This window comes from Streptomyces sp. NPDC029164, from assembly GCF_055563995.1.
Window position 1 is genome coordinate 1 of the sequence record NZ_JBVHWW010000055.1, and the last position, 26,346, is coordinate 26,346.

The 26,346-nt window shown below is 73.2% G+C and carries 26 protein-coding genes; 12 read left to right on the forward strand and 14 right to left on the reverse strand.

All coding sequences use genetic code 11. From position 1 onward, the window contains the following. Positions 1–186: 186 nt before the first annotated feature. From ACZ4VT_RS34845 to ACZ4VT_RS34860, 4 genes are all read left to right on the forward strand, one after another. A complete protein-coding gene (locus ACZ4VT_RS34845) occupies positions 187–1,761 on the forward strand; it encodes an FAD-dependent monooxygenase (protein WP_467955401.1) in 1,575 nt (524 codons plus the stop codon). A 32-nt stretch (positions 1,762–1,793) separates the two neighbouring features. After that, on the forward strand, positions 1,794–1,880 hold the full coding sequence (locus ACZ4VT_RS34850; RefSeq protein ID WP_311318651.1) for a putative leader peptide: 87 nt from the start codon (positions 1,794–1,796) through the stop codon (positions 1,878–1,880). A gap of 78 nt (positions 1,881–1,958) precedes the next feature. Further along, positions 1,959–2,513: a cupin domain-containing protein gene (locus ACZ4VT_RS34855; RefSeq protein ID WP_467955402.1), complete on the forward strand. Its 555-nt coding sequence runs from the start codon at positions 1,959–1,961 to the stop codon at positions 2,511–2,513. Continuing rightward, positions 2,504–2,899 carry a rhodanese-like domain-containing protein gene (locus ACZ4VT_RS34860; protein WP_467955424.1) on the forward strand — a complete coding sequence of 132 codons (396 nt, stop codon included), beginning with the start codon at positions 2,504–2,506 and terminating at the stop codon, positions 2,897–2,899. The genes ACZ4VT_RS34855 and ACZ4VT_RS34860 overlap by 10 nt, the downstream gene beginning before the upstream one ends. A 311-nt stretch (positions 2,900–3,210) precedes the next feature. Here ACZ4VT_RS34860 and recX read toward each other — a convergent pair whose 3' ends face one another. Together recX and recA are read right to left on the reverse strand one after the other, a co-directional pair. Further along, the gene (gene recX, locus ACZ4VT_RS34865) at positions 3,211–3,777 is read right to left on the reverse strand and encodes a recombination regulator RecX (protein WP_467955403.1); all 567 of its coding nucleotides are present in this window, start codon (positions 3,775–3,777) and stop codon (positions 3,211–3,213) included. Between the two features lie 3 nt (positions 3,778–3,780). Beyond that, positions 3,781–4,899: a recombinase RecA gene (gene recA / locus ACZ4VT_RS34870; RefSeq protein WP_362801513.1), complete on the reverse strand. Its 1,119-nt coding sequence runs from the start codon at positions 4,897–4,899 to the stop codon at positions 3,781–3,783. 289 nt (positions 4,900–5,188) lie between these two features. On the opposite strand from recA, the gene ACZ4VT_RS34875 reads away from it, so the two are divergent. After that, positions 5,189–5,686 carry a hypothetical protein gene (locus ACZ4VT_RS34875; protein WP_467955404.1) on the forward strand — a complete coding sequence of 166 codons (498 nt, stop codon included), beginning with the start codon at positions 5,189–5,191 and terminating at the stop codon, positions 5,684–5,686. Positions 5,687–5,795: 109 nt separating this feature from the next. Here ACZ4VT_RS34875 and ACZ4VT_RS34880 read toward each other — a convergent pair whose 3' ends face one another. After that, complete coding sequence (locus tag ACZ4VT_RS34880) at positions 5,796–6,926, reverse strand: NADH:flavin oxidoreductase (protein WP_467955405.1); 1,131 nt, start codon at positions 6,924–6,926, stop codon at positions 5,796–5,798. A 196-nt stretch (positions 6,927–7,122) separates the two neighbouring features. On the opposite strand from ACZ4VT_RS34880, the gene ACZ4VT_RS34885 reads away from it, so the two are divergent. Both ACZ4VT_RS34885 and ACZ4VT_RS34890 read left to right on the forward strand, forming a co-directional pair. Continuing rightward, entirely contained in the window at positions 7,123–7,575 is a 453-nt protein-coding gene (locus tag ACZ4VT_RS34885) for a MarR family winged helix-turn-helix transcriptional regulator (RefSeq protein ID WP_467955425.1), read from the forward strand. Between the two features lie 66 nt (positions 7,576–7,641). Further along, positions 7,642–8,400: a Clp protease N-terminal domain-containing protein gene (locus ACZ4VT_RS34890; protein ID WP_467955406.1), complete on the forward strand. Its 759-nt coding sequence runs from the start codon at positions 7,642–7,644 to the stop codon at positions 8,398–8,400. On the opposite strand, the gene ACZ4VT_RS34895 is transcribed toward ACZ4VT_RS34890, so the two are convergent. Next, positions 8,351–9,652: an AI-2E family transporter gene (locus tag ACZ4VT_RS34895; RefSeq protein ID WP_467955407.1), complete on the reverse strand. Its 1,302-nt coding sequence runs from the start codon at positions 9,650–9,652 to the stop codon at positions 8,351–8,353. The two genes, ACZ4VT_RS34890 and ACZ4VT_RS34895, sit on opposite strands and share 50 nt — an antisense overlap. Positions 9,653–9,706: 54 nt before the next feature. Beyond that, positions 9,707–9,901 carry a DUF3046 domain-containing protein gene (locus ACZ4VT_RS34900; protein ID WP_030154244.1) on the reverse strand — a complete coding sequence of 65 codons (195 nt, stop codon included), beginning with the start codon at positions 9,899–9,901 and terminating at the stop codon, positions 9,707–9,709. An 81-nt stretch (positions 9,902–9,982) separates the two neighbouring features. Between ACZ4VT_RS34900 and ACZ4VT_RS34905 the strand changes: the two genes are divergently transcribed. Continuing rightward, positions 9,983–11,029: a hypothetical protein gene (locus tag ACZ4VT_RS34905; protein WP_467955408.1), complete on the forward strand. Its 1,047-nt coding sequence runs from the start codon at positions 9,983–9,985 to the stop codon at positions 11,027–11,029. Here ACZ4VT_RS34905 and ACZ4VT_RS34910 read toward each other — a convergent pair. The 4 genes from ACZ4VT_RS34910 to ACZ4VT_RS34925 are packed head-to-tail and all read right to left on the reverse strand — an operon-like array spanning position 10,998 to position 14,201. Next, positions 10,998–11,306 (reverse strand): AzlD domain-containing protein, encoded by a 309-nt coding sequence (locus ACZ4VT_RS34910; protein ID WP_467955409.1) that lies wholly within the window; start codon positions 11,304–11,306, stop codon positions 10,998–11,000. The genes ACZ4VT_RS34905 and ACZ4VT_RS34910 overlap by 32 nt on opposite strands. Continuing rightward, positions 11,303–12,025 carry an AzlC family ABC transporter permease gene (locus ACZ4VT_RS34915; RefSeq protein ID WP_467955410.1) on the reverse strand — a complete coding sequence of 241 codons (723 nt, stop codon included), beginning with the start codon at positions 12,023–12,025 and terminating at the stop codon, positions 11,303–11,305. The genes ACZ4VT_RS34910 and ACZ4VT_RS34915 overlap by 4 nt, the downstream gene beginning before the upstream one ends. A gap of 59 nt (positions 12,026–12,084) precedes the next feature. After that, positions 12,085–13,353 carry a DUF2716 domain-containing protein gene (locus tag ACZ4VT_RS34920; RefSeq protein WP_467955411.1) on the reverse strand — a complete coding sequence of 423 codons (1,269 nt, stop codon included), beginning with the start codon at positions 13,351–13,353 and terminating at the stop codon, positions 12,085–12,087. A gap of 14 nt (positions 13,354–13,367) precedes the next feature. Continuing rightward, positions 13,368–14,201, reverse strand: a complete 834-nt coding sequence (locus tag ACZ4VT_RS34925; protein ID WP_467955412.1) for a helix-turn-helix transcriptional regulator — start codon at positions 14,199–14,201, stop codon at positions 13,368–13,370. Between the two features lie 80 nt (positions 14,202–14,281). Here ACZ4VT_RS34925 and ACZ4VT_RS34930 point away from each other — a divergent pair, with 80 nt between their 5' ends. The 4 genes from ACZ4VT_RS34930 (at position 14,282) to ACZ4VT_RS34945 (ending at position 21,531) form a co-directional block, all read left to right on the forward strand. Next, the gene (locus tag ACZ4VT_RS34930; protein ID WP_467955413.1) at positions 14,282–18,871 is read left to right on the forward strand and encodes an ATP-dependent helicase; all 4,590 of its coding nucleotides are present in this window, start codon (positions 14,282–14,284) and stop codon (positions 18,869–18,871) included. A 157-nt stretch (positions 18,872–19,028) separates the two neighbouring features. Then, entirely contained in the window at positions 19,029–19,703 is a 675-nt protein-coding gene (locus ACZ4VT_RS34935) for a hypothetical protein (protein ID WP_467955414.1), read from the forward strand. A gap of 198 nt (positions 19,704–19,901) precedes the next feature. Next, a complete protein-coding gene (locus ACZ4VT_RS34940; protein ID WP_467955415.1) occupies positions 19,902–20,696 on the forward strand; it encodes an Fpg/Nei family DNA glycosylase in 795 nt (264 codons plus the stop codon). A gap of 64 nt (positions 20,697–20,760) precedes the next feature. Continuing rightward, entirely contained in the window at positions 20,761–21,531 is a 771-nt protein-coding gene (locus ACZ4VT_RS34945; protein WP_467955416.1) for an SDR family NAD(P)-dependent oxidoreductase, read from the forward strand. Between the two features lie 523 nt (positions 21,532–22,054). On the opposite strand, the gene ACZ4VT_RS34950 is transcribed toward ACZ4VT_RS34945, so the two are convergent. The 5 genes from ACZ4VT_RS34950 to ACZ4VT_RS34970 form a co-directional block, all read right to left on the reverse strand. After that, positions 22,055–22,435 carry a helix-turn-helix domain-containing protein gene (locus ACZ4VT_RS34950; protein ID WP_030012484.1) on the reverse strand — a complete coding sequence of 127 codons (381 nt, stop codon included), beginning with the start codon at positions 22,433–22,435 and terminating at the stop codon, positions 22,055–22,057. Positions 22,436–22,544: 109 nt separating this feature from the next. Next, positions 22,545–23,054 (reverse strand): CinA family protein, encoded by a 510-nt coding sequence (locus ACZ4VT_RS34955; protein WP_467955417.1) that lies wholly within the window; start codon positions 23,052–23,054, stop codon positions 22,545–22,547. Positions 23,055–23,139: 85 nt separating this feature from the next. Then, the gene (gene pgsA / locus ACZ4VT_RS34960) at positions 23,140–23,796 is read right to left on the reverse strand and encodes a CDP-diacylglycerol--glycerol-3-phosphate 3-phosphatidyltransferase (RefSeq protein ID WP_351587304.1); all 657 of its coding nucleotides are present in this window, start codon (positions 23,794–23,796) and stop codon (positions 23,140–23,142) included. Further along, on the reverse strand, positions 23,793–25,280 hold the full coding sequence (gene rimO / locus ACZ4VT_RS34965; protein ID WP_467955418.1) for a 30S ribosomal protein S12 methylthiotransferase RimO: 1,488 nt from the start codon (positions 25,278–25,280) through the stop codon (positions 23,793–23,795). The genes pgsA and rimO overlap by 4 nt, the downstream gene beginning before the upstream one ends. Before the next feature lie 126 nt (positions 25,281–25,406). Next, positions 25,407–26,306 carry a helix-turn-helix domain-containing protein gene (locus tag ACZ4VT_RS34970; protein WP_467955419.1) on the reverse strand — a complete coding sequence of 300 codons (900 nt, stop codon included), beginning with the start codon at positions 26,304–26,306 and terminating at the stop codon, positions 25,407–25,409. Between the last annotated feature and the right edge of the window lie 40 nt (positions 26,307–26,346).

The following is a 26,346-nucleotide window of genomic DNA, read 5'->3' on the forward strand; positions in this document are numbered from 1 at the left end:
CTAGACCCCTCTGGGGGGCTCCCCCTGGTGGGAAGGGGGGGGGGGGGGGGTGGGGGGGGGGGGGGGGGGCCCGCCCCCCCCCCCCCCCACCACACTGCGTTGCGCCCTCGGGTGTCACTTGACGCGGGCACCTACAGTGGGTTGCATACGTTCTGTGATCACATACCGGACACCGGGAGCCACATCATGGACCCGGTGATCGTCGTCGGCGCGGGGCCCGTTGGGCTGTCCCTGTCCCTCGCCCTGGCGGGCGCGGGCGTGCCCTCCGTCGTGCTCGACGAAGGGCCCGGCAAGGAGGAACCGCGCCCGGCCCGTACGGTCGTCCTGCACGCCGACACCGCGTCCATGGCGCACCGGCTGGGCTGTACGACGCTGCGCGACGAGGGGGCGTACTTCGCCGCCTGGCGCACCATGCGGCGCGGCCGGGACACCCAGCGGATCACCTTCGAGGACCATCCGGCCCCCCTGCACGTGCCGCAGCACGCGCTGACGCGCGGGCTGCGCGACGCCGCCGCGGCGCATCCGCTGGTCCAGCTGGTCACCGAGAGCCGTCTGGACGCCGTGGAGCAGGACGGCCACGGCGTCACCGCCCACACCCGGGGCGCCGAGACCACGTGGTGGCGCGGGAGTTACCTGGTCGGTTGCGACGGGGCCCGCTCCACCGTGCGCAAGCTGCTCGGCATCCGCTTCCCCGGCCGCACCGCCGTGGAGCGGCACGCCGTGGCCGCGCTGCGCACCGAACTCCCCTGGCCGGGCGAGGCCTTGCTGCACCGCAGCGCGCCGCGGGAGGTCACCTCCCGGCCGCTGCCCGACGGGGTGTGGCGGCTGGACTGGCTGCTGCCCGCCCGCGGGGAGCTGGTGACTCCCGACACGCTGGTGACCCTGATCCGGGACACCCTCGCGGTGTGGTGCGGTGGCAGCACTCCCCCGTACGACCTCATCGACACCGGCGTCCACACGCTGCACCACCGCCTCGCCCGGCGCTGGCGCGACGGCCGTGCCTTCCTCGCCGGCGACGCCGCGCACCTGCTGGGGGCACTCGGCACCCAGGGGGTCGAGGAGGGGCTCCGGGACGCCGAGAACCTCGCGTGGAAGCTGTCCCTGGCCTGGCACCAGGGAGCCTCCGAAGCCCTGCTCGACAGCTACGAGGGCGAGCGGCGCACCGCGGTCGCCTCCCGGCTGCGCGCGGCCGACCAGGCGATGCCGACGCTGCGGGCCGGCGGCGGCCTGCGCACCTATCTGCCCGGAGCCGCGCGCTCCGCCGAATCCCTCCTCACCGACGGCCACCTCGGGCGCGGGCTGCTGGGCGCGGAGCCGGCGTACGCCCCGCCGGTCGCCGTACGCGAGGTGCCGACGGCCACCGAACCGGGCGGTCCGGTGGCGAACGTCCCCGTGACCGCGCCCGACGGGTCGACGGTGCCGCTGCGGGACCTGTTGGGGCAGGGGCGGCTGCTGGTGGTCCTGGTCGCCCCGGGCACCGGGGTCTGGGACCGGCGCCACTGGCTCGGCGCCGGGCTGATGCCCCGCCTCGCCGCGGCGGTGAGCGCCCTTCCGGTCCGTACCGACCTGCTGGTCGCGGACTCCTACCCGGGTGCGCCGGCCCACACCGTGCTGCTCGTACGGCCGGACGGGCACCTGGCGGCGACCTTCGCGGGGGTCCGCCCGGCGGAGCTGTACGAGGCGGCGGACACGGTCCGGGCGGGCGCGCCCGAGTCCCGGCTGCCCGCCCCCTCGACGACACCGACCGTGGTGATCGATTGACCGTCCTCCCGCACTCGTGGTTCACTCGCCGAATGACCGGCAACGACGTACGCCTGTGGCGGAGGGTCCATATGGACCTGCTCCGCTACGCGGGCTGCGTGTGTCGCCCTTCCTGTTGATTCGCCCTTCCCTTCGCGCGCCCCGTGCCGTCCACCGGCCTGCGCGCACCTCCGCGAACCCAGGAACGGTCTCCTTTCATGTCTGCGTCTGCACCCGCGTCCACCGCACGCCCGTACACCCCTGAGCCCGCGCCGGCCGGGGATCCCACGGCCGCCGAACTCCTCGACTTCGCCCTCCGCACGGCAGCCGACCCCGCCGCCGTGGCCTCGCTTCCGCTCGATCCGGAGGGCCGCACGTGGATCCGGCTGGACGGGCCGGGCGGCAGCGAGGCCTGGCTGATCGGCTGGCCGCCGGGCACCGGCACCGGCTGGCACGACCACGCCGAATCGCGGGGCGCGTTCGCCACCGCCCGGGGCCGGCTCACCGAACACTCGCTGGCCGTACGGCTGCCCTCGGAGGGCTGGCGCTCGCTGGAACTGGCTCCCGACGTCGACCGCCGCCGCACGCTGGACGCGGGCACCGGGCGGGCGTTCCTGGAACACCACGTACACGAGGTCCTCAACGAGTCCCCGACCGAGCACGCGGTCTCGGTGCACGCGTATTACCCGCCGCTCCCGCTGATCCGCCGCTACAGCCGCAGCGGCCCGGTGCTGCACCTGGAGCACGTCGAGCGCCCGGCGGACTGGCAGTGAGCGCCCCCGTCGGCATCGACGAGCTGCTGGAGCAGGTCCGCGCGGGCTACACCCGCGTCGGCCCGGAGGAGGCGTACGCCGCCTCCCGCGCCGGCGCCCTGCTGGTGGACATCCGCTACCAGGCCCTGCGCGAGCGCGACGGCCTGATCACGGGGGCACTGGTGGTCGAACGCAACGAACTGGAGTGGCGCCTGGACCCCCGCGGCAGCCACCGCGCCCCCGAGGCCACCGGGCACGACCTTCAGGTGGTGGTGATCTGCAACGAGGGCTACGCCTCCACCCTCGCCGCGGCCTCCCTCCACTCCCTGGGCCTCCACCGGGCGACCGACCTGGCCGGCGGCTTCCAGGCCTGGAAATCAGCCGGCCTCCCGGTCACACCCGCCTGACGCGCCCTCACACCACCCGGGCCGCCGCACATCCGGCCCCGCCGACGTTTGAGGCGATCCTCCAGCCCCGCCGGCGTTTGAGGCGCGGGGGCTCGGGGGCAGAGCCCCCGCAACGGCGCCGCAGGCGGTGACGAGGGCGGCCGCGCACAGCAGTGCGACGAAGGCGCCGAGGAAACCGGCCTTGCGATCCCTGAGGGTCTGAAGGGCGTAACGCACATCATGCCGTCAACTCTGCTGACGGACGCGGCTCCTGACACTGGCGTACCCCGGCATCCGTACGCGGGGGCTACCCGCACCCCGGGCCCGGCGGTTCACTCCCCCTGGTACCCGAGCTCGTCGGCGTCCTCGCCCTCCGCCTCCAGCGCGCGGCGCACCACCCGCAGGGCCATGCCCTCCGGGTATCCCTTGCGGGCGAGCATCCCGGCGAGGCGCCGGATCCGCTTGTCGCGCTCCAGGCCCCGGGTGGCGCGGAGCTTGCGCTCCACGAGCTCCCGGGCGGTCTCCTCCTCCTGCTCGGAGTCGAGCAGTTCCAGGGCCTCCTCCACGAGGGTGGCGTGCACCCCCTTGGTCCGGAGCTCCTGGGCGAGCGCCCGGCGGGCTAGGCCCCGGCCTCGGTGCCGGGATTCGACCCAGGCCCCGGCGAAGGCGGCGTCGTCGATCAGGCCCACCTCCTCGTACCGGGAGAGGACCTGCTGCGACACCTCCTCGGGGATGCCCCGCTTGTGCAGGGCGTCCGCGAGCTGGCGCCGGGTGCGCGGGCTCCCCGTGAGCAGGCGCAGGCAGATCGCCCGCGCCTGCTCCTCGGGGCTCTGGGGCGGCAGTTCCGGACGGTCCTCACGACCGCGCCTGCTCCTGCCGCCCCCTTCCTGCTCCCGCACGGGTCAGCTCTTGGCCACGGCGGCCTTGGCCGTCGTCTTGGCCTTCGACGCCGGGGCGGGCACGGCGGCGGCTGCCGCGTCGGCCGCTGCGGCACCGGCCTCGGGGGCGGCGGTGTCGGCGTCCTTGCGGACCCCCACGCCCAGCTTCTCCTTGATCTTCCGCTCGATCTCGTCGGAGAGGGCGGGGTTGTCGCAGAGGAACTTCCGCGCGTTCTCCTTGCCCTGGCCGAGCTGGTCGCCCTCGTACGTGTACCAGGCACCGGCCTTGCGCACGAAGCCGTGCTCGACGCCCATGTCGATCAGACCGCCCTCGCGGCTGATGCCGTGGCCGTAGAGGATGTCGAACTCGGCCTGCTTGAACGGGGGCGCGACCTTGTTCTTGACCACCTTGACGCGGGTGCGGTTACCGACCGCGTCCGTGCCGTCCTTCAGGGTCTCGATGCGGCGGATGTCCAGACGCACGGAGGCGTAGAACTTCAGCGCGCGGCCACCGGTGGTGGTCTCCGGCGAGCCGAACATCACACCGATCTTCTCGCGGAGCTGGTTGATGAAGATCGCGGTGGTCTTGGACTGGTTGAGCGCACCGGTGATCTTCCGGAGCGCCTGGCTCATCAGTCGGGCCTGGAGACCCACGTGCGAGTCGCCCATCTCGCCCTCGATCTCCGCGCGCGGCACGAGGGCCGCCACGGAGTCGATGACGATCAGGTCGAGGGCACCGGAGCGGACGAGCATGTCCACGATCTCCAGGGCCTGCTCGCCCGTGTCCGGCTGCGACAGGATGAGGTTGTCGGTGTCGACGCCGAGGGCCTTCGCGTACTCGGGGTCGAGCGCGTGCTCGGCGTCCACGAAGGCGACGGTGCCGCCGGCCTTCTGCGCATTGGCCACGGCGTGCAGGGTCAGGGTCGTCTTACCGGAGGACTCCGGCCCGTACACCTCGATCACGCGGCCGCGGGGCAGCCCGCCGACGCCGAGCGCGATGTCCAGCGCGGTCGACCCGGTGGGGATGACCTCGATGGGGTCGTTCGGCTTGTCGCCGAGGCGCATGACCGCACCCTTGCCGAATTGCCGTTCAATCTGTGCGAGCGCGGCGTCGAGAGCCTTCTCGCGGTCGGTGCCTGCCATGGGTTCCACCCGGTTTGCTTGAGTCGATCGCTTCACGCCATTGACGCTAATGCCTGCCACTGACAATGCGCCTCCACGACCGGTTCGGCTGTGGATAACTCATCAGAATGGATGTTCGATTTTCCTGTCAAGCGCACCACGCCCACCGGCCCTCCGGGCCGACGGATCCAGCCGCGGACCGTTCCCTCCGCCGCCGGATCTCCCGCGACCGACCATGGCCCGCCCCACCGCGCGAGCACGGCCCCGCACGACACACGTGCCGTTCCCAGGCAGCAGGAATGATGCCTCCGTGGCGACCAATCTTGAGCTCTTCGCGGACTACTTCCAGATCTACGTCATGGACGATGAATCCGAGGCAACCGAGACCGGCATCGGCGACGTATGGACCGAGCAGGCCTTCCTCGACGGGCTCGGGGTCGACGAACACGCCCTGGCCATCGGCACCGCTGTCAACGTCACCGTCACCGTCGCCCTCGACCTCCTCACGGGCCGGCCGGACGATGACAGCGACGACTTCGACCACGTCGTCGAGGCAAGCCTCAACCTGACCTCGGGACGCCTCGTCGTGCTGGGCTGCACCGACTACATCCCCGACGCAGCACGCTTCGACATGCCCGCCGGATGGACCCGCATCCGGACGTCCCGGCGAAACCTCGAAGCTGCTGCCTTCCCCGGCCCCGACAGCGAGGACGAGCCGGAAGAGATGGAGGAGATCCGGATCCAGGCATGGCCGGCACCGCACTCTCAGCCCCACATCATCAAGCGATGGACACCGCCCGACGCATAGATCACGAGTTGCTCGTCGTGCTCACCCTGTCGTCGCGCACCAAGCACCGCACAGCCGCGTGCAATGCTCGGTGGCCAAGTAGAACGCCCAGTCACAGGACGGCCACCGGCTATCGGCTGAGCGACCTGAGCGCCGCCGCGTCGTACGGCTTCAGCTCGTCGAAGCGGTCGCCGAGGACCTTCGCCGCCCACTGCGGGTCCTGGAGCAGCGCCCGGCCCACGGCGACCATGTCGAACTCGTCGCGTTCCATGCGGTCCAGGAGGTTGTCGATGTCGCCGAGCGCCGCACCCTCCCCGGCGAAGGCGCGGATGAAGTCGCCGTCGAGGCCGACCGACCCGACGGTGATGGCCGGCCGCCCAGTGAGCTTCTTGGTCCAGCCCGCCAGGTTCAGGTCCGAGCCCTCGAACTCCGGGATCCAGTAGCGCCGGGTGGAGGCGTGGAACGCGTCGACGCCCGCCGCCGCCAGCGGGGCCAGGATCGCCTCCAGCTCCTCCGGGGTCTGCGCGAGCCGTGCGTCGTAGGCCTCCTGCTTCCACTGCGAGTAGCGGAAGATCACCGGGAAGTCGGCCGCGACGCGCTCGCGGACCGCGGCCACGATCTCCGCGGCGAACTTCGTACGGGCCACCGCGTCGCCGCCGAAGGAGTCGGTGCGGCGGTTGGTCCGCTCCCACAGGAACTGGTCGAGCAGGTAGCCGTGGGCGCCGTGCAGCTCGACGCCGTCGAAGCCGGCCCGCTCGGCCTCCGCGGCGGCGTCGGCGAACGCGCCGATGACGTCGTCGAGGTCGGCGCGGGTCATCGCCCTGCCGGTCCCCTCGGTGCCGTCGACGCGGATGCCGGAGGGTCCGACGGCGGGGGCGTCGGCGTACGGCGCCTCGCCCTGCTTGCGCACCATGCCTATGTGCCACAGCTGGGGCACGATCGTGCCGCCCGCCTCGTGCACGGCCGCGGCGACCTTCGCCCACCCCGCCAGCTGGTCCTCGCCGTGGAACCGCGGCACCCGGTCGCTCTGCCCGGCGGAGTCGTGACCGACGTAGGTGCCCTCGGTGACGATCAGGCCCACGCCCGCGGCGGCCCGGCTGGCGTAGTACGCCTGCACGTCCTCGCCGGGTACGCCGCCGGGGGAGAACATCCGCGTCATCGGCGCCATCGCGATGCGGTTGGGGACGGTCAGGCCGTTCAGCTTGACGGGCCGGGACAGGATCTCGGCCGCGCGGGAGGCGGTGGACGTGGTGACGGTCATGCGGGTCCTCCGGATTGAGGCGTGTGGCTCGTGGCTCGTGGCTCGTCGGACTGCAACGAGAAGTGCATAGTACACATGCTATGTATCATGCATATCGCGCGGCCGGCCCGCGGGCCGCGCCGCGCAGGGGGTCCGCGATAATGGAGCGCCGGAAGGAGCTGGAGGCGCAGTGCTGGAGAAACTGGAGCGGGAGCTGATGCTGCTCTCACGGCACCAGGTGCTCGCCCGGCGCGAGCGCGACCCCGAACGCCTGGAGCGGTCGGCGTACCTGCTGCTCAGCCGGATCGACACACAGGGCCCCATGTCCATAGGACAGCTGGCGGATGCCTTCGGGCTCGACACCTCGACCGTGAACCGCCAGACGGCCGCACTGCTGCGCTGCGGGCTGGCCGAGCGCGTCGCGGACCCGGACGGCGGGATGGCCCGCAAGCTGCGCATCACCGTTGAAGGCGGGCGCCGGCTCGCCGAAGACCGCGAGGTCAACCAGTCCTGCCTGGCCCGGGTGGTCGCGAATTGGTCCCCCGAGGAAGTACGGGAGCTGGAGGACGTCCTGGTCCGGCTCAACCGCAGCGCCGAGGCCCTCGAAGGACGGTACTGGCCGCGCGCGGAGGAAGACGGGGACCAGCCACGGCGCCCCGTCACACCGTGACCGAGAGCGGCGCGACTGACAACCCAGGGTTGACACTCTCTTGACTGTCAACCTACGGTTGCATCCATGACGAACCCTTCCGTGGAACCCGTTCGCATGACCAATCCGGTGCGCCTCGACGACCTGATCGAGGCCATCAACAAGGTCCACACCGACCCCTTGGAGCAGCTCAGCGGCGCCGTCGTCGCCGCCGAGGCCCTCGGGGACGTCGCGGACCACCTCATCGGCCACTTCGTCGACCAGGCACGCCGCTCCGGCGCCTCCTGGACCGACATCGGCCGCAGCATGGGCGTCACCCGCCAGGCGGCCCAGAAGCGCTTCGTCCCCAAGGCGGACAAGGAGGGTGCCGCCGCGCTCGACCCGAACGCGGGCTTCGGCCGCTTCACCGCCCGCGCCCGCAACGTCGTCGTGAGCGCGCAGAACGAGGCCCGCGCCGCCGGCGGCGTCGAGATCCGCACCGACCACCTGGTCCTGGGCCTGCTGGCCGAGCCCGAGAGCTTCGCGGGCCTCGCTCTGGGCGCCCAGGGGGTCGCGGCGGACGACGTACGCGCCGCAGTGGCCGCCGTACTGCCCCCGCCGCAGGCGGAGGTCCCCGACCTCATCCCCTTCGACGCGTCCGCGAAGAAGGCCCTGGAGCTCACCTTCCGCGAGGCCCTGCGCCTGGGGCACGACTACGTCGGCACCGAGCACATCCTGCTCGCACTGCTGGAGCTGGAGAACGGCGAGGGCCCGCTGAGCGGCCTCGGCGTGCGCAAGGACGCCGCCGAGGCGACCGTCACCGCAGCCGTGGAAAGCGCACTCGGCGGCGCCGGGGACGCGCCGTAGAGGTGTGCGCCGCCTCCGTCAGCGCGTAGCGCTTCACGTACGCGCCGAGGAAGGCCTGCAGCGTGGCGACGGCCGGGATCGCGACGAGCGCCCCGACCGCGCCCAGCAGGGCCGTGCCCGCGATGACCGATCCGAAGGCGACCGCCGGATGGATGTCCACGGTCTTCGAGGTCAGCTTGGGCTGCAGGACGTAGTTCTCGAACTGCTGGTAGACCACCACGAAACCGAGGACGTACAGCGCGTACCAGGGTTCGACGGTGAAGGCGATCAGCACCGGCAGCGCACCCGCGAGATAGGTGCCGATGGTGGGGACGAACTGGGAGACCAGCCCCACCCACATCGCGAGGGCGGGCGCGTACGGCACGCCGAGGACCGCCAGCACGATGTAGGTGGCGATACCGGAGATCAGCGCCATCAGCCCGCGCGAGTAGAGGTAGCCGCCCGTCTTGGCGACGGCGATCTCCCAGGCGCGCAGCACCTCGGCCTGCTTGGCGGGCGGCAGTACGGAGCACAGGGCCCGCCGCAGCCGCGGTCCGTCGGCGGCGAAGTAGAAGGAGAACAACCCGATCGTCAGCAGCTTGAAGAGTCCGCCGAGCACCGTGGCGGAGACGTCGAGCACGCCGGACGCGCTGTTCTGCACGTACTTGCGCAGCCAGTCGGAGCGCAGCACGCTCTCCTGGATCTCCACCCGGGACAGTTCGGTGTGGAAGGTGGAGTTGATCGCCTTGATCACCGAGTCGAGATAGCCCGGGAAGCCCTCGACCATGGCGACGATCTGCCCGGCGAGCAGCGAGCCGAGCAGCGCGAGAAAGCCGGCGGTCACGATGAACACCGCGAGGAACGTCACGAAGGTGGCGAGCCCGCGGCGCATGCCGCGGGCCGCCATCCCGGACACCGCCGGCTCGATCGCGAGCGCGAGGAAGAACGCGATCAGGATGTTGACGAGCAGCCCGATGAGCTGGTGGAAGGCCCAGCTGCCGAGCTGGAAGCAGGCGACGAGCGCCAGGATGAGGATCACGGCGCGCGGCAGCCAGCGCGGCATCCGCGCCTCCTCCCATCCGGGGGCCGCGGGGGCCGCACCGGCCGGGGGGCTGCCCGCCCCGCCGGAGCCGGCCTGCGGGACGGGGCCGCCGGGGGCTACCGGACGACGGAAGCCGCCGGGGCCTTCACCGGCGCCTCCGGCACGTGCGCCGCCCGGATCGGGGACGTCGGCGGGCTGGTCGTCGGTCGTCGTCTCATCACTGGCTGCCACGCCGCCAAGTCTGGCCCACCGACCGCCCGAACCACGAAGCGGTGCGCGGCGGCGTCAGCGCAGCGAGGCCGGCACGTCCATCGCGGAACACACGGCGCGCCACACGTCCTTGGCCTCCCAGCCCGCGTCCAGCGCCTGGTGGACGGTCCGCCCGCCCAGCTCGGTCATGACGTGGTCCCGCGCGAACGAGTCGGCGTAGCCCGCGCCGAAGTGCTCGGCCATCCGTTCCCAGAAAATCGTCAACCGCATGCCCCCAGTATCCCGCCCCGGGAGAGTGCACCGGCCGCGTTCGCCCCTCCCGGCCGCACCGCCGCGTCCTACCTTGCACGCATGCCCGGAGACGAAGCTTCCTCGCAGACGTCGCAGACCCCACGGCCCACGCAGGCCCCCCAGGCCCCCCAGCCCCCACAGTCCACGCAGAGGCCGGACGGGCCGGAGAGCCCGCAGAGCCCGCTGGCCCGCGCCGAGCAGTTCATCTGGCTCACGGCCCGTGTGCTGGAGCAGCGGCGGTTCGCGTTCCACTTCCTCGGCGGGGACGCCGACCCGGTGGACACCGCCCTCGGTTCGTACCTCAACGGCGACGGCGGCTACGGTCACGCCCTCGATCCGGATCTGCGCGGTCCGCTCAGCCAGCCCCTGCACACCGCGCACGCGCTGCGCGTGCTGGACAGCCTGGGCCGCTGTGCCGGGCAGCGCATCGAGCGGCTCTGCCGCCACTTGACCGGGGTCTCCACTCCGGACGGCGCGCTTCCGGTGGTCTCTCCGGCCCCGCGCGCCTACCCGGCGGCCCCGTACCACCCGACGTACGACGCCCCGCCGGGCGAGCTGCTGACCACCGGCCCGGTCGTCGGTCTGCTGCACCGCAACCGGGTCTGGCACGCCTGGCTCTTCCGGGCGACCGACTTCTGCTGGGACCGGGTCGAGAACCTGCGCCACTCGCATCCGTACGAGGTCCAGAGCGCGGTGGCCTTCCTGGACGGCGTCCCGGACCGGGCGCGCGCCGCGGCGGCCGCGGACCGGCTGGGCCGGCTGGTGCGCGAGCAGCGGCTCGTGGTGCTGGACCCGCGGCGGCGGCCGGAGTACCCGCCGGCTCCGGGCTACGCGCCGGGCGAGCAGCTGTTCCCGCACGACTTCGCGCGGCGGCCGGAGTCGCTGGCCCGCGGCTGGTTCACGGACGAGGAGATGCGCCGCTCGCTGGACTTCCTGACCGCCGCCCAGCAGGTGGACGGCGGCTGGCCGGTCCGCCGCGAGGCCTGGGCACCGGGGAGCTCGCTGGAGCGGCGGCCGATCGCCACGCTGGAGGCCCTGCTGACCCTGCGGGCGTACGGGCGCCCGCCGGACGGGATCAGCCGCCCAGGGCCCGTACCCCGGCGGTGACGAGGACGGCGGCCGCGACCACGACCAGGAACGGGGCCCGCAGCAGCAGCGCCAGCCCGGCGGCGGCGAGCCCGGCGGCGCGGGCGTCGACGACGAGGGCGGACCCGGTGCTGAAGGTCTGCTGGGCGGTGAGCGCGGCGAGCAGCGCGACCGGCAGCAGGGCGGCCAGCCGGCGCACCGCCGGCCGCTCCAGGGCCCCGGCGGGGACGAGCAGCCCGGCGAGCTTGACGGCGTAGCAGCCGACGACGGTGATGCCGATGGCGATCCAGACGTTCACGGCCGGCGTCCCTTCATCCACAGCACGACGGGGGCGGCCAGGGCCGCGATCAGCACGGGCACCCCGGCGGGCAGCACCGGCAGGAAGCCGAGCCCGAGCACGAGCGCGAGGGCGGCGACGGCCCGCTCGGTGGCGGTCTTCAGCATCGGCGCGAGCAGGGCCAGGAACACGGCGGGCCCGGCGGCGTCCAGCCCCCACGCCTGGGTGTCCCCGATGGCCTCGGCGCCGAGCGCGCCGAGCAGGGTGGTCAGGTTCCAGAGCGCGTACAGGCTGAGCCCGGTGACGGTGAAGCCGAGCCGGGCCGACTTGCGGTCGGGCTGGGCCAGCGCCACGGCGGTGGTCTCGTCGATCACCCAGTGCGCGGCGAAGGGCCGTACGGCGCGGGGCAGCGCGAGCAGCTGCGACAACCGCAGCCCGTAGAAGGCGTTGCGGGTCCCGAGGAAGAAGGCCCCGGCCGCGGCGGTGAACGGGTTCCCGCCCGCGGCGAGCGCTCCGACCAGGGCGAACTGCGAGGCGCCGGTGAAGACGAGCAGGCTCAGCACGCAGGCCTGGAGGGTGCTGATGCCGGCTCCGGCGGCGGTCACCCCGAAGGCGAACCCGGACAGTCCGACGGCCACCCCGACCCCGAGCGCGTCCCGGATGACGGCGGCCCGCGGCCGCGCGTCGGGCACGTGCGTCTCTCGTATCTCTGGCTCTGTGACCAGCTGCTTCTCTCCCACACCCCGAAACTACGCGGAGCCCGCCGCATGGGTCTTGTACGTTCTTGCGCGCACCGGCGTCAGCCCCGCCGCCGCACCGGACCGCCGAGCAGCCCGGTCAGCTCCGCCTCCACGACGGCCGACAGCGGCGCCCCGAACACGCAGAGCGTGTGCTCCCACGGGTGCCCGAAGGTGCCGAAGCGCAGCTCGGGGTCGAGGTAGAGGTGGTAGTCGCCCTCCGGGTAGACCGAACCCGGCCACCTCGGGCGGCCGGGGCCGCCCACCCGATGCGGCTCGAAGGCATGGCCGATGTGCTGCCAGTCGAGCCAGTACAGCGTGTCCCCGGGCCCGGTGACGGCGCGCAGCGCGCGCTCGGCGATCCGGCCGAGCTGGTCGAGGCGCTCCTCTCGGCCCTGGTCGACCGCGTCGAGCGACCAGGTGACGGAGGGCGCCGGCGCGTCGAAGCCGGGGAACCGGCTCGTGGAGGGCCGGAAGCCGAACTCCCGCTCCAGCCGGTCCCACACCGGGCCGTCGTCCAGCGCGCCGATGGTCTTCCGCACCGGTCGGGTGCGCGCGGGGGTGGCGTCCGCCGGGGCCCAGCGGTGGGTGCGCACGGTAGTGACCTCGGCGAAGCCCGCCGCCGACAGCTCGGACCGCAGCTCGCCTTGGGCCTCGACGAGGCAGTACGGGGCGACGTGGTCCGCCAGGTACCTCTTGCTCCCGAGCCGGGCGAAGTACCGGACCAGCTCCGGATACGGCCCGGTGACCCCGCCGACGACCACGAAATCCGTGCCGGCCGGGCGCCCCGCCCAGCCGACGGCCACCATCCGCCCGCGGTCGGACAGGACGGCCGCCTCGGACAGCTGGTGCAGGCCCAGGGCATCCGCCTCGAACTCGCGCAGGGGGAGCGCGTGCGGACCGCTGGAGACCGCGAGTTCGTGCGCCCGCGCGCACCAGTCGGAACCGTCCAGGACCAGGTGGCGGACGCCGTCCCGCACGCCGGTGCCCAGGGCCTCGAACTCCGCCACCAGCAGCGAGCGCTCCTCGTCGGCCGCGAACCCGGCCGCGGTCAGCTCCTCGGCCAGCTCCGGCGGGTCGTTCCCGTGGACCTTCCACAGCGCGGGCTCGCCCCGCCCGGCGAACGCCTGCTGCTGGCGCCGCACCAGTTCGGCGAGCTCGGCGCGCGACGTCATCCGGGGCAGCGGCGGGTGCTGCACCGTCCCGTGCGTGCCGTAGTGGGTGCGGACGAGGGGCCCGTCCCGCTCCACCACGGCGCCGACGGGAGGCCACTCGGGCACCCGTCGCCGCACCTGCTCGTCGTAGCGCGCCAGTACTCCCCCGATGTCCATGACCGGCAGACTAGCTAGACGGCCCGCCCCCGCCGGTAGGCGCCCGGCGGGACGCCCACGATGCGGGTGAAGTGGCGGTTCAGGTGCGGCTGGTCGGTGAAGCCGACGGTGACGGCCGCCTCCGCCGGCGGGGTGCCGGTGTCGAGCAGCCGGCGGGCCTGGCGGACCCGGGCGTCGGTCAGCCAGGTGTGCGGCGGCATCCCGTACTGCTGGCGGAAGGCGCGCAGCAGCGCGAACGGGCTGGTGCCGAGGTCCGCCGCGAGCTGCTCCAGCGACGGCGGGTCGGCCATCCGCTCCGCCAGCACCGCCCGGGCCCGTTCGGCGTCGGCGGCGCCCGCGCGCCGTACCGTACGGGCCGGCAGCGGGCCCGCGTGCCGGGTCAGCATCCGCGCCACGACTCCCCGCAGCAGCGTGTCGGCGGCCAGCGCGTTCCCGGCCTCGGCGGCCCGGTGCACCTCGGTGATCGTCCGCGAGCCGTGCGGGTCGGTGACCACGTCGGCCGTGAAACCGGGGGTGCCGCGCAGGGTGCCGATGTCGTCGGCGACCTCGGTGATCAGCTCGCGGGAGGGGTAGAGGGTGGCGTAGGCCCAGCCCTCGGGCACCCCGGCGCGCGCGGTGTGCGGCACCTCGGGGTTGATCAGGACGACGCTTCCCGGTCCGGCGCGCACGATGTGGCCGGGCAGGCCGACCTCCTCGATGCCACCGGTGACGGCCGCGATGACGTACCCGTCGTGCGCGTGGCGCGGGAAGGTGTGGCGTACGTAGTGCGCGCGCAGCAGGTCCAGCCCGGGCAGCTCCGCGTACTGCCAGTGCCGCGCCCACTCCCGGCCGCCCTCTTCCGTCCCCATCCCCTCATTCTGCGCCCCGGCGGCGACGCACGTTTCCCCAGGTCCGGGCCGTTGTCAGTGGCCGGGTGCACGATGGGGGCATGGCAGGCGCTGCGCTCGACTCGTTCTCCCCCGCGACCCGCTCGTGGTTCACGGGGGCCTTCCGTACGCCCACGACCGCCCAGGAGGGTGCCTGGCGGGCGATCGGGGAGGGCTCGGACGTCCTGGTCGTCGCTCCGACCGGCTCGGGCAAGACGCTGGCCGCGTTCCTCGCCGCCCTCGACCGGCTCGCCTCGGCCCCGCCGCCCGCGGAGTCGAAGAAGCGCTGCCGCGTGCTCTACGTGTCGCCCCTGAAGGCCCTGGCCGTCGACGTGGAGCGCAATCTGCGCAGCCCGCTGACCGGGATCCGGCAGGAGTCCGTCCGGCTCGGCCTGCCCGAGCCGGACATCAGGGTCGGGATCCGCTCCGGCGACACCCCGCCCGCCGAGCGCCGGGCGCTGGCCACCCGCCCGCCGGACATCCTCATCACCACCCCCGAGTCGCTGTTCCTGATGCTGACCTCGGCCGCCCGGGACGCCCTCACCGGCATCGAGACGGTGATCCTGGACGAGGTGCACGCGGTCGCCGGGACCAAGCGCGGCGCCCACCTCGCCCTCTCCCTGGAGCGGCTCGACGAGCTGCTGCCGCGTCCGGCGCGCCGGATCGGGCTGTCGGCGACGGTCCGGCCGGTGGACGAGGTGGCCCGGTACCTCGCGCCGCGCGGCAAGGTGGAGATCGTCCAGCCGCCCTCCGCCAAGGAGTTCGACCTGTCGGTGGTCGTCCCGGTGCAGGACATGGGCGAGCTGGGCGGCTCGCCCGCGACCGAGGGCAAGGAGGGCGGGGACAAGCCGTCGATCTGGCCGCATGTGGAGGAGCGGATCGCGGACCTGGTGCAGGCCCACCGCTCGACGATCGTGTTCGCCAACTCCCGCCGCCTCGCCGAGCGGCTGTGCAACCGCCTCAACGAGATCGCGTACGAGCGCGCCATGGGCGAGCGGCTGCCGGAGGGTTCGCCGCCGGCCGAGATCATGGCCCAGTCGGGCGCAGCCCTGGGCGCCCCGCCCCTGCTGGCCCGCGCGCACCACGGCTCGGTCTCCAAGGAGCAGCGGGCGATCGTGGAGGAGGACCTGAAGGCGGGCCGGCTGCCGGCCGTGGTCGCCACCTCCAGCCTGGAGCTGGGCATCGACATGGGCGCGGTGGACCTGGTGGTGCAGGTGGAGTCACCGCCGTCGGTGGCGTCCGGCCTCCAGCGGGTGGGGCGGGCCGGCCACCAGGTGGGCGCGGTCTCCACCGGGGTGGTCTTCCCCAAGTACCGCGGCGACCTGGTGCAGGCGGCCGTGGTCACCGAGCGGATGCGCACGGGCGCGATCGAGTCCCTCCGCGTCCCCTCCAACCCCCTCGACGTCCTGGCGCAGCAGCTGGTCGCGATGGTCGCGATGGACACCTGGCAGCTGGACGACCTGCTCGCCCTGGTCCGGCGGGCGGCGCCGTTCGCCGCGCTGCCGGAGTCGGCGTTCACGGCGGTGCTGGACATGCTGGCGGGCCGCTATCCGTCGGACGCGTTCGCCGAGCTGAGGCCGCGCGTGGTCTGGGACCGGGTGGCGGGGACGATCACCGGGCGGCCGGGGGCCCAGCGCCTCGCGGTGACCTCCGGCGGCACCATCCCGGACCGCGGTCTCTTCGGCGTCTTCCTGGCCGGCTCGGACCCGAAGAAGGGCGGCGGCCGGGTCGGCGAGCTCGACGAGGAGATGGTCTACGAGTCCCGCGTCGGGGACGTCTTCACCCTGGGCACCACCTCGTGGCGGATCGAGGACATCACCCGCGACCGCGTCCTGGTCACTCCGGCCCCCGGGGTGCCGGGCCGGCTGCCGTTCTGGAAGGGCGACCAGCTCGGCCGCCCCCTGGAACTGGGCCGCGCGGTCGGCGCGTTCCTGCGCGAGCTCGGCGGCCTCACCGACGAGGACGCCCGGCTGCGGCTGCTGGCGGCCGGCCTGGACGCCTGGGCCGCGGAGAACGTGCTGGCCTACCTCGCCGAACAGCGCGAGGCCTGCGGTCACGTCCCGGACGACCGGACCATCGTGGTGGAGCGCTTCCGCGACGAGCTGGGCGACTGGCGGGTCGTGGTCCACTCCCCCTTCGGTGCCCAGGTGCACGCCCCGTGGGCGCTGGCGCTGGGCGCCCGCCTCGCCGAGAAGTACGGCATGGACGCGCAGGTGATGCACGCCGACGACGGCATCGTGCTGCGCCTCCCGGACGCGGACCTGCTGTCCATGGACCTGCTGGACCACGATCCCGCGGCCCCGCAGCCCTTCGAGTTCGACGACGAGCAGGCCCCGTTGGGCGCGGCGGACGTCGCCTTCGACCACGGCGACATCAACCAGATCGTCACCGACCAGGTCGGCGGATCCGCGCTGTTCGCCTCCCGCTTCCGCGAGTGCGCCGCCCGCGCCCTGCTGCTGCCGCGGCGCAGCCCGGGCAAGCGCACCCCGCTGTGGCAGCAGCGCCAGCGCGCCTCCCAACTGCTCCAGGTGGCCTCGGAGTTCGGTTCCTTCCCGATCGTGCTGGAGGCCGTACGCGAATGTCTCCAGGACGTCTTCGACGTGCCGGGCCTGACCGAGCTGATGGGGGACATCGAGGCGCGCCGTGTGCGCCTGGTGGAGGTCACCACCCCGGAGCCCTCCCCCTTCGCCCGTTCCCTCCTCTTCGGGTACGTCGCCCAGTTCCTCTACGAGGGTGACTCGCCGCTCGCCGAGCGCAGGGCTGCCGCGCTGTCGCTGGACTCCCGACTGCTGGCCGAGCTGCTCGGGCAGGCGGAGCTGCGCGAGCTCCTCGACGCGCAGGTGCTGGAGGAGCTGGAGCGGGAACTGCAGTGGCTCACCGAGGACCGGCGGGCCAAGGATCCCGAGTCGGTGGCCGATCTGCTGCGTCTGCTGGGCCCGCTGACGCAGGACCAGCTCACCGAGCGCGGGGCGGAGCCGGCCTGGGCGCAGGAGCTCGCGGCGGCCCGCCGTGCCATCCGGGTCCGGATCGGCGGCGCGGACCACTGGGCGGCGGTCGAGGACGCGGGCCGGCTGCGGGACGCGCTGGGCACGGCGCTGCCCGTCGGCGTTCCGGAGGCGTTCACCGAGCCGGTCAAGGACCCGCTCGGGGACCTGCTGGCCCGGTACGCCCGTACCCACGGGCCGTTCACCACGGCCGCCGTCGCCGCCCGCTTCGGCCTGGGCACGGCGGTGACCGAGGGCGCCCTGCACCGGCTCGCGGCGGCCGGCCGGGTGGTCCAGGGCGAGTTCCATCCGGCGGGCATCGGCCAGGAATGGTGCGACGCGACGGTGCTGCGCAGGCTCCGCCGCCGCTCCCTCGCCGCGCTCCGCCAGGAGCTGGAGCCCGTACCGCCGACCTCGCTGGCCACGTTCCTGCCCCAGTGGCAGCACCTCGGGGGAGCCCTGCGCGGCCTCGACGGGCTGGCCCGGGCGGTCGAGCAGCTCCAGGGCGCCCCGGTGCCGGCCTCGGCGCTGGAGCGCCTGATCCTCCCGTCCCGGGTGGCGGGGTACTCCCCCGGCCTCCTGGACGAGCTGACCACCGCGGGAGAGGTGGTCTGGGCGGGCGCCGGTGCCCTGCCGGGCAAGGACGGCTGGATCTCCCTCTACCTGGCGGACGCGGCCCCGATGCTCCTGCCGCCGCCGCACCCGCTGGATCCGAGCCCGCTCCACCAGGCGGTCCTGGCCTCCCTGACCGGCGGGTACGGCCTGTTCTTCCGCCAGATCGCGCAGTCGATCCGCGCCGACTTCCCGGAGGTCTCCGACCTCGCCCTCTCCGAGGCGGTGTGGGACCTGGCCTGGTCGGGCCGGCTCACCAACGACACCCTGGCCCCGCTGCGCTCGCTGCTGGGCTCGGGCCGCACGGCGGGCTCCACGGCCCACCGGGCCCGGCGCACGGTCCCCCGCGGCCGGTACGGCACGCTCAGCGCGACCGTGTCCCGGACGGGCCCGCCCACCGTCTCCGGGCGCTGGTCGCTGCTGCCGTCCCAGGCCCCCGACCCGACCCACCGGGCCCACGCGCTGGCCCGCACCCTGCTGGACCGGCACGGCGTGGTCACCCGGGGCGCGGTGGCCGCGGAAGGCGTCGAAGGGGGCTTCAGCGCGGTCTACCGCGTCCTCTCGGCCTTCGAGGACAGCGGCCAGGCCCGCCGGGGCTATGTGGTCGAGGGGCTGGGCGCGGCGCAGTTCGCCATGGACGGCGCGGTGGACCGCCTCCGGGCCGCCGAGCGGACCCCGCCCCCGCTGGCGGCGGTGGTCCTGGCGGCGGCCGACCCGGCGAACGCGTACGGTGCGGCCCTGCCCTGGCCCGAGCCCCCGGCCGGGGCCACCCACAAACCGGGCCGCAAGGCGGGCTCCCTGGTGGTCCTGGTGGACGGCGAGCTCACCCTGTACCTGGAGCGCGGCGGCAAGACCCTGCTGGCCTGGCCCTCGCCGGAGGACCCCCGTCTCGCGGCCGCCACGGCCGCCCTGGCCGCGGCCTCCCGCGCGGGCACCCTCCCGGCGCTGACGGTGGAACGCATCAACGCCGCCGCCGCCCTGACCTCACCCCTGGGCCGGGACCTGGAGGCGGCCGGCTTCCACGCCACTCCGAGGGGTTTGCGCTTGCGTTCCTGACGACTGCAAATCGGCACCGACTGTTCCACTCACGTCCTGGACATGTCACAGAACCGTCGTGGGCCGCCCCCTGGGCTGGCACAGCCGCTTACTCATCCCTTATCAAGATGATCACAGGCATTGCGTTGGCGATGCACAGTCATGGGGGAGTAGAAGAGTGAGCACCATCAGCATGCGTACCACCACCCTCGGCGCGGTCGTCCTGGCGGTCGCCGGCACCCTGGCCCTGACCGGCTGCAAGAACGGCAACGAGGAACTGGCCCCGGTGCAGCCGAGCGGTTCGGCCTCGTCGGCCGCCCCGTCCGAAGCGCCCAGCCCCAGCATGACCGCCCCCGCCACGGGCGGCAGCGAGGCCCCCGCCGGGGCGAACGGCACGGCGAAGTCCGGCCAGACCTTCAAGATCGGCGAGGCCGCGGAGATCCCGTTCAGCTACGGAAGCAACAAGGGCGGCCAGATCGCCCTCACGGTCACCGCGATCGAGCAGGGCAACCCGGCCGACCTGGACTCGCTCAAGCTCGGCGACAAGGTGAAGGGGATGATCCCGTACTACATCCGCTACTCGGTCAAGAACACCGGCACCACGGACCTGTCGTTCTCCTCCGTGACGCAGGTCAAGGGCCTGCTCGGGGACGGCACCGACGCCCAGCGCGTGTCGATCATAGGAAAGTTCGAGAAGTGCCCGAACGAGTCGCTGCCGAAGGGCTTCGTCAACGGCCAGACGCAGACCAGCTGCGCGGTGGCCCTCGCCCCGTCGGCTCAGACGAAGGTCTCCGCCGCCGAGTACTGGGGCAACCCGTACGGCTACCCGAACAAGGGCCTCGTCTGGAAGTGATGAGCGGTCCCTCGGGCCCCTCGGACCCCTTGGGCCCCTCAGAGCCCTTGGGCCCCTCAGAGCCCTTGGACCCCTCAAAGCCTTCCACCCCCTCCCGTCCCTCCTGCCCTTCCTGATCCACGGGGCCCCTGCGGCCGCACCTCGCCGCAGGGGCCCCGCAGGGGCTCACGCAGGCCGCGGGCGGGGGAGAATGGCCCCATGCCCGAAGGCGACAGCATCCGGCGCGCGGCGACCCGCCTCCACACCGCCCTGGCAGGCCGCGAACTCACCCGCAGTGACCTCCGCGTCCCCCGTTTCGCCACCGCCGACCTCACCGGCCGCGTCACCCTCGACGTCACCCCCCGCGGCAAACACCTTCTCGCCCGCTTCGAGGGCGGCCTCACCCTGCACAGCCACCTCCGGATGGACGGCGCCTGGCACGTCTTCGCCGCCGGCGAGAAGTGGCGCGGCGGCCCCGTCCACGAGATCCGGGCCGTCCTCGGCACCGCCGGGCACACCGCCGTCGGCTACCGCCTCCCCGTCCTGGAGCTGATCCGCACCGCCGACGAGGACCGGGCCGTGGGCCACCTCGGCCCCGATCTCCTCGGCCCGGACTGGGATCCCGCGCGAGCCGCCGCCAACCTGCTCGCCGCCCCCGAGCGCCCCCTCGGCGAGGCCCTGCTCGACCAGCGCAACCTCGCCGGCATCGGCAACATCTACAAGGCCGAGCTGTGCTTCCTGGCCGGGGTCACCCCGTGGACCCCGGTCGGCGCGCTCCCCGAAGCGACCCTGCCCCGCCTGGCCTCCGCCGCCCACCGGCTGCTGTCCGCGAACACCGGCGCGCGGCCGGGCCCCCGCAACACCACCGGCCTGCGCCGCCCGGGCCAGGACCTCTTCGTCTACGGCCGCGCCCACCGCCCGTGCCTGCGCTGCGGCACCCCCGTCCGCGAGGCCCCCCAGGACGGCCGCCCCACCTACTGGTGTCCCCGCTGCCAGCCGGGGCCCACGCCGTAGCCGGTGTCCAGGCGACAGGGCGCACTGGTTGACGGCCCGTCAGATCCAGTCGTACCGTCCCGGCATGCCCACACCCACAGCCTCGTACGACCTCACCGGCCGTACCGCCCTGGTCACCGGCGCCGCCAGCGGCATCGGCCGCGCCACCGCCGTCCTCCTCGCCGAGGCGGGCGCACACGTCCACTGCGCGGACCGCGACGAGCAGGGCCTCGCCGAGACGGCCGCCCTCGTCACCAAGGCCGGCGGCGCCGCCACCGTCCATCCCCTCGACGTCACCGACCGCGCCGCGCTCCGGGCGGCCGTGACCGCGGCGGGCTCGCTCGACATCACGGCCGCCATCGCCGGCGTCATGCACACCAGCAGCGTCCTGGAGACGACCGACGAGGACCTCGACCGGGTCCTGGACATCAATTTCAAGGGGGTGCTGCGCACCTGCCAGGAGGCCGCCCGCAGCATGATCGCGGCGGGCCGCCGCGGCTCCATCGTCACCATGGCCTCCGGGGCCGTGGACGCCGCCCAGCCCGGCCTGCTCTGCTACAGCGCCGCCAAGGCCGCCGTGGTCCAGCTGACCAAGACGCTCGCCACCGAGGCCGGCCCGCACGGCATACGCGTCAACGCCGTCGCTCCGGGCTGGATCCGCACCCCGATGACCGGCCGGCACAGCCCCGAGGTCCAGGAACAGACCGAGGCGGCGATGGTCCGCATGTCCCCCCTGCGCCGGGTCGGCGAGCCCGAGGACATCGCCCAGGCGGTGCTCTACCTGGCCTCGGACGCCTCGTCCTTCATGACGGGCCAGATCCTTCGCCCGAACGGCGGAGTGTCGATGCCCTGGTAGACCCGGCACCGCCCCCACCGCCCCCACCGCCCAGATCGGCCCCACCGCCCGCATCTCCGGCACCGCCCACACCGCCCGCGTCTCCGGCACCGCCCGCACCCCGCGCACCGTCCGCTCCCCCGGTGGCCCCGCCGCGGACGCCGGCATCCGCCGACCGCCGGGCCTTCCGTACCGGGCCCGGTACGCAGTGCACCGGCAGCAGCCCCAGCCCCCAGCCGCCCACCGCCACCGCGCCCTCCACCGCCCCGGACTCCTCGGGCGCCAGCACCAGCCGCAGCACGGCCCACCACCACAGCACACCCACCGCAAGCGCGAGCGCCCATGCCGCAGGTATGCGCAGTAACCGCCGCACGGCTACCTCCCTGGGGGTCCCCCCAGACGGAGTCTGGGGGAGGGCCGGGACCCGGACTGCCCCATCCTCCCGCACCACCCCCGGCGCCGCACCCAGAACGGCCGGGAGCCCCGGCCGGTGCTTCACGCACCGACCGGGGCTCCGGCCACGCTCAAACGCTCACGTGCTCGCTCACGCGGCTACGACATTCACCGCTTCCGCAGGCGCCTTGATGGTCACCCGCTCCGGTCCACCCGTGACCGAAGCCATGGAGACCGAATTGAGCATCGGGCGGACCGGCACGCTCACCGGTTCGCTTGCCGCGGCCGACTGTGCCAGCTCGGCCAGCGACAGTTCGTCACTGACTTCGCGCATCAGCTCGGACATCCGTACGTCCAACGCGTCGCAGATCGCGGAGAGCAGCTCGGAGGATGCCTCCTTCTGCCCCCGCTCCACCTCGGAGAGATAGCCGAGCGAAACTCGGGCCGACGAGGAGACTTCGCGCAGAGTACGGCCCTGGCGCTGGCGCTGCCGACGCAGCACGTCACCCAGCAGGCGACGGAGCAGAATCATCGGTGGCTCCCTCCTCTGACCGTGTAGCCGCATCCTTCACGCCCCACCGTACCGCCTCGCGCCGCGGCCGTGCGGGGAGCGATGTCGTGTTCACTCAGGGCTGCAAACATCAAATCCCCCCGTTCTGTTCCGTATCCTGCCTCCGCGCATTCTCACGGAGTTGGCCTGAGAGAAGCTCGAGCACTGTGCGTGCACTCTCCCTACGGATTTCCGCACGGGAGCCGTTCAACCTCAGCCGGACCGTTTTCCTGCCCCCCGGACCGTCCACCGCGACGAAAACGGTGCCCACCGGCTGCCCGTCCTGCGGCTCCGGACCGGCCACCCCGGTGGTCGCAATTCCCCACGAAGCGCCCATCACCCGCCGCACACCGGCTGCCATCTCCGCCGCGACCTGCGCGTTCACCGCGCCTTCGGCCGCGAGCAGCTCCGCGTCCACCCCGAGGACCCGGTGCTTGATCTCCGTGGCGTACGCCGTGACCGATCCACGGAAGGACCGCGAGGCACCGGGGACCGCCGTGAGCTCGGCGGCCACCACGCCGCCGGTCAGGGATTCCGCCACGGCGAGCGTCTGGTCACTTTCCGTGAGCAACCTCAGCGCCTCCGCGGCCAGATCGAACACACGACCGACCGCTCCGGCGGCGCCGGCCCCGCCCGACGTCTCCGCTCCGCCTCCGGTCACCGGAGGGAATCCCCCGCCCCGTAGGTCACCGCGCGGCCCGCTCCGCCTCAAGGCCCTGGCGGCGCAGTACGACCGCCTGCCGGATGTAGTCCAAACCGGTGACCACGGTCAGCACGACGGCGACCGCCATCACCCAGAAGCGCAAGGTCGCCAGCGGGCCGGTCAGCGCGAGCACGTACATGCCCACGGCCGTGCCCTGGGCCAGGGTCTTCAGCTTGCCGCCGCGGCTGGCCGGAATCACCCCGTAGCGGATGACCCAGAAGCGCAGCAGCGTGATCCCGAGCTCCCGCCCGAGGATCACCCCGGTCACCCACCAGGGAAGGTCACCGAGCCAGGAGAGGCAGATCAGTGCCGACCCCATGATCGCCTTGTCGGCGATGGGGTCGGCGATCTTGCCGAAGTCCGTGACCAGGTTGTACGTGCGGGCCAGGTGCCCGTCGAAGATGTCCGTGATCATGGCGACGGCGAACGCCGCCCACGCCCAGGCGCGCCAGGCCGGGTCGTAGCCGCCCTCGGCGAGCAGCAGGAAGACGAATCCCGGCACCAGGGCGAGCCGGATCATCGTCAGGATGTTGGCGATGTTCCACAGGCTGGCCTGATTGACCGCGGCGGCCCCCAGCTTCGCGCCGGGTACGGGCCGGCGATCGGTCCCGCCCGCCGCAGACGCCGGGACTCCGGTCATCCGGCCGCCTCCTCAAGATCCATGCCCAGGGGCTCCGCCACCAGGTCCACACCGAGGGTGCCGACCACCTTGGCCGTGACGATACGCCCGGGGACCAGGCCCGTGCTGTCCGTGAAGACGACCTGGCCGTCGGTTTCGGGGGCCTGGTGGGCGGCGCGCCCGTAGGCGCCGTCGCCGTCCTCGTCCACGGCCTCCACGGACTCGACGAGTACCTCCAGGGTCTCTCCGATGCGCTCCTCGGCGCGCTGCGAGGTGAGCTCCTCGGCGAGCCGCTGCATGTGTGCGAGCCGCTCGGCGATGGTGTCCTCGTCCAGCTTGTGGTCGTAGCCGACGGCCTCGGTGCCGTCCTCGTCGGAGTAGCCGAAGATGCCGATGGCGTCGAGCCGCGCGTGGGTGAGGAAACGCTCCAGCTCGGCGAAGTCCGACTCCTTCTCGCCGGGGAAGCCGACGATGAAGTTGGACCGCACGCCGGCCTGCGGGGCCTTGCTGCGGATGGTGTCCAGCAGCTCCAGGAACCGGTCGGTGTCACCGAAGCGGCGCATGGCGCGCAACACGTCGGGGGCCGAGTGCTGGAAGGACAGGTCGAAGTACGGCACGACCTTGGGGGTCGAGGTGAGTACCTCGATCAGGCCCGGCCGCATCTCGGCGGGCTGCAGGTAGCTCACGCGCACGCGCTCGATGCCGTCCACCGCGGCCAGCTCGGGCAGCAGGCTCTCCAGCAGCCGGATGTCGCCGAGGTCCTTGCCGTACGAGGTGTTGTTCTCGGAGACCAGCATGACCTCCTTGACGCCCTGCTCGGCGAGCCAGCGGGTCTCGTTCAGCACGTCGCTGGGGCGGCGGGAGATGAAGGAGCCGCGGAAGGACGGGATGGCGCAGAAGGAGCAGCGCCGGTCGCAGCCGGAGGCCAGCTTGACCGAGGCCACGGGGCTCTTGTCCAGGCGGCGGCGCAGGGGTGCGCGCGGCCCGGAGGCGGGCGCGAGCCCGGTGGGCAGGTCGGCGGGGGCCTCGGCCGGCTCCTGGGCGTGGCCGGGAAGGGCCACGTCGGCGCTCTGCCGCTCCGCGGGGCTGATCGGCAGCAGCTTGCGCCGGTCGCGCGGGGTGTGGGCCTCCACGCTGCCACCGTTCAGGATGGTCTGGAGGCGGTTGGAGATGTCGGCGTAGTCGTCGAAACCGAGGACTCCGTCGGCTTCCGGCAGGGCTTCGGCGAGCTCCTTGCCGTAGCGCTCGGCCATGCAGCCGACGGCGACGACCGCCTGGGTCTTGCCGTGATCCTTGAGATCGTTGGCTTCCAGGAGGGCGTCTACGGAGTCCTTTTTGGCGGCTTCGACGAAGCCGCAGGTGTTGACGACGGCTACGTCCGCATCGGCGGCGTCCTCGACGAGCTCCCAGCCATCCGCCGCCAAGCGGCCTGCGAGCTCCTCCGAGTCCACCTCGTTACGGGCGCAGCCAAGAGTGACAAGGGCGACGGTACGGCGTTCGGGCATGGACTCAAGACTACTTCGTCCCGGCGTCGGCCCCAGCCGCAAGTCCCCGTACAGCAAGATCCCCGGGGTGCGGCGCAGCACCCCGGGGATCCGGATTTCCCTGTTCCGCCCGGGGGCGGCCTCTGCTCAGCCCGCCTGGGGCTGATCCTGAAGAGGGTCCGCCTTGGTGTATGTGAGACGTTCCACCTGACCCGGCTGGAAGTCGTCCTTGATCTCCTTGCCGTTCACGAAGAGCTTCACGGCCCCGGCGTCGCCGAGCACGAGGTCGACGGACTCCTTGTCCGTGAAGGTCTTGGACTCACCCTGCGTGAGGGTGCCGTCGAAGAGCAGCCGGCCGGTGGAGTCCTTCGCGGAGATCCAGCTCTCGCCGGTGTCGGCCGTCAGGACGACCGTGACGAGGTCCTTGGGCGCGGCGGCGATCGCACTGTCCGAGGGCTCCGGCTTGGGCGCGGCGGGGGTCTGCTGGGGCTGCGCGGCCGGCTTGCCCCCGGTCTGCTTGGGTGCCGCCGGCTTCGGGGCGGCGGAACCTTCCGCCACCGGTCGCTTGTCCTTCGCGTCGCCGCCGCTGAAGGCGGTGAAGCCCACGAAGCCGATCACGGCGACGATGGCGGCGACCATGGCCGCGGTCCAGTTGGGCCGCTGCCGTTCGGGACGGATGCGCTCGGCATCGAACATCGGCGCGGCGGGCGTGGGTGCCGGCCGGCCGCCGTGGGCCGCGTCGTAGCTGTCGACCAGGGGGACCGGGTCGAGGTGGACGGCGCGGGCGAGCGTACGGATGTGACCGCGGGCGTACACGTCGCCGCCGCACCGCGTGAAGTCGTCCTCTTCGATCGCGTGCACGATCGGGATGCGCACGCGGGTGATGGAACTGACCTCGTCGACGGTGAGCCCGGCGGCGATGCGGGCCTTCTTGAGGGCGGTCCCGATGGACGGGGTCTCGACGGGTCGTTCGACGATGCGGTCCTCGGACCGGTCGTCGGTCGAAGGCCGCTCTTCTTCGGGGGAGTTGGCGTTGCCGATGGACACGTGGGCGCCTTTCGAGCGTGTAGCCACCTGCTGGATGTCC

Excerpts from the sequence above, each read along its gene's own strand:
- ACZ4VT_RS34940 (WP_467955415.1), top strand. The coding sequence starts at position 19,902 with ATGCCCGAAGGCGACAGCATCCGGCGCGCGGCGACCCGCCTCCACACC.
- recA (WP_362801513.1), bottom strand. The coding sequence starts at position 4,899 with ATGGCAGGCACCGACCGCGAGAAGGCTCTCGACGCCGCGCTCGCACAG.
- ACZ4VT_RS34845 (WP_467955401.1), top strand. The coding sequence starts at position 187 with ATGGACCCGGTGATCGTCGTCGGCGCGGGGCCCGTTGGGCTGTCCCTG.
- ACZ4VT_RS34925 (WP_467955412.1), bottom strand. The coding sequence starts at position 14,201 with ATGGGGACGGAAGAGGGCGGCCGGGAGTGGGCGCGGCACTGGCAGTAC.
- ACZ4VT_RS34950 (WP_030012484.1), bottom strand. The coding sequence starts at position 22,435 with ATGATTCTGCTCCGTCGCCTGCTGGGTGACGTGCTGCGTCGGCAGCGC.
- ACZ4VT_RS34890 (WP_467955406.1), top strand. The coding sequence starts at position 7,642 with ATGACGAACCCTTCCGTGGAACCCGTTCGCATGACCAATCCGGTGCGC.
- ACZ4VT_RS34885 (WP_467955425.1), top strand. The coding sequence starts at position 7,123 with ATGCTGCTCTCACGGCACCAGGTGCTCGCCCGGCGCGAGCGCGACCCC.
- ACZ4VT_RS34905 (WP_467955408.1), top strand. The coding sequence starts at position 9,983 with ATGCCCGGAGACGAAGCTTCCTCGCAGACGTCGCAGACCCCACGGCCC.
- ACZ4VT_RS34900 (WP_030154244.1), bottom strand. The coding sequence starts at position 9,901 with ATGCGGTTGACGATTTTCTGGGAACGGATGGCCGAGCACTTCGGCGCG.
- ACZ4VT_RS34880 (WP_467955405.1), bottom strand. The coding sequence starts at position 6,926 with ATGACCGTCACCACGTCCACCGCCTCCCGCGCGGCCGAGATCCTGTCC.
- rimO (WP_467955418.1), bottom strand. The coding sequence starts at position 25,280 with ATGCCCGAACGCCGTACCGTCGCCCTTGTCACTCTTGGCTGCGCCCGT.
- ACZ4VT_RS34855 (WP_467955402.1), top strand. The coding sequence starts at position 1,959 with ATGTCTGCGTCTGCACCCGCGTCCACCGCACGCCCGTACACCCCTGAG.
- ACZ4VT_RS34945 (WP_467955416.1), top strand. The coding sequence starts at position 20,761 with ATGCCCACACCCACAGCCTCGTACGACCTCACCGGCCGTACCGCCCTG.
- ACZ4VT_RS34920 (WP_467955411.1), bottom strand. The coding sequence starts at position 13,353 with ATGGACATCGGGGGAGTACTGGCGCGCTACGACGAGCAGGTGCGGCGA.
- ACZ4VT_RS34930 (WP_467955413.1), top strand. The coding sequence starts at position 14,282 with ATGGCAGGCGCTGCGCTCGACTCGTTCTCCCCCGCGACCCGCTCGTGG.
- pgsA (WP_351587304.1), bottom strand. The coding sequence starts at position 23,796 with ATGACCGGAGTCCCGGCGTCTGCGGCGGGCGGGACCGATCGCCGGCCC.
- ACZ4VT_RS34850 (WP_311318651.1), top strand. The coding sequence starts at position 1,794 with ATGACCGGCAACGACGTACGCCTGTGGCGGAGGGTCCATATGGACCTG.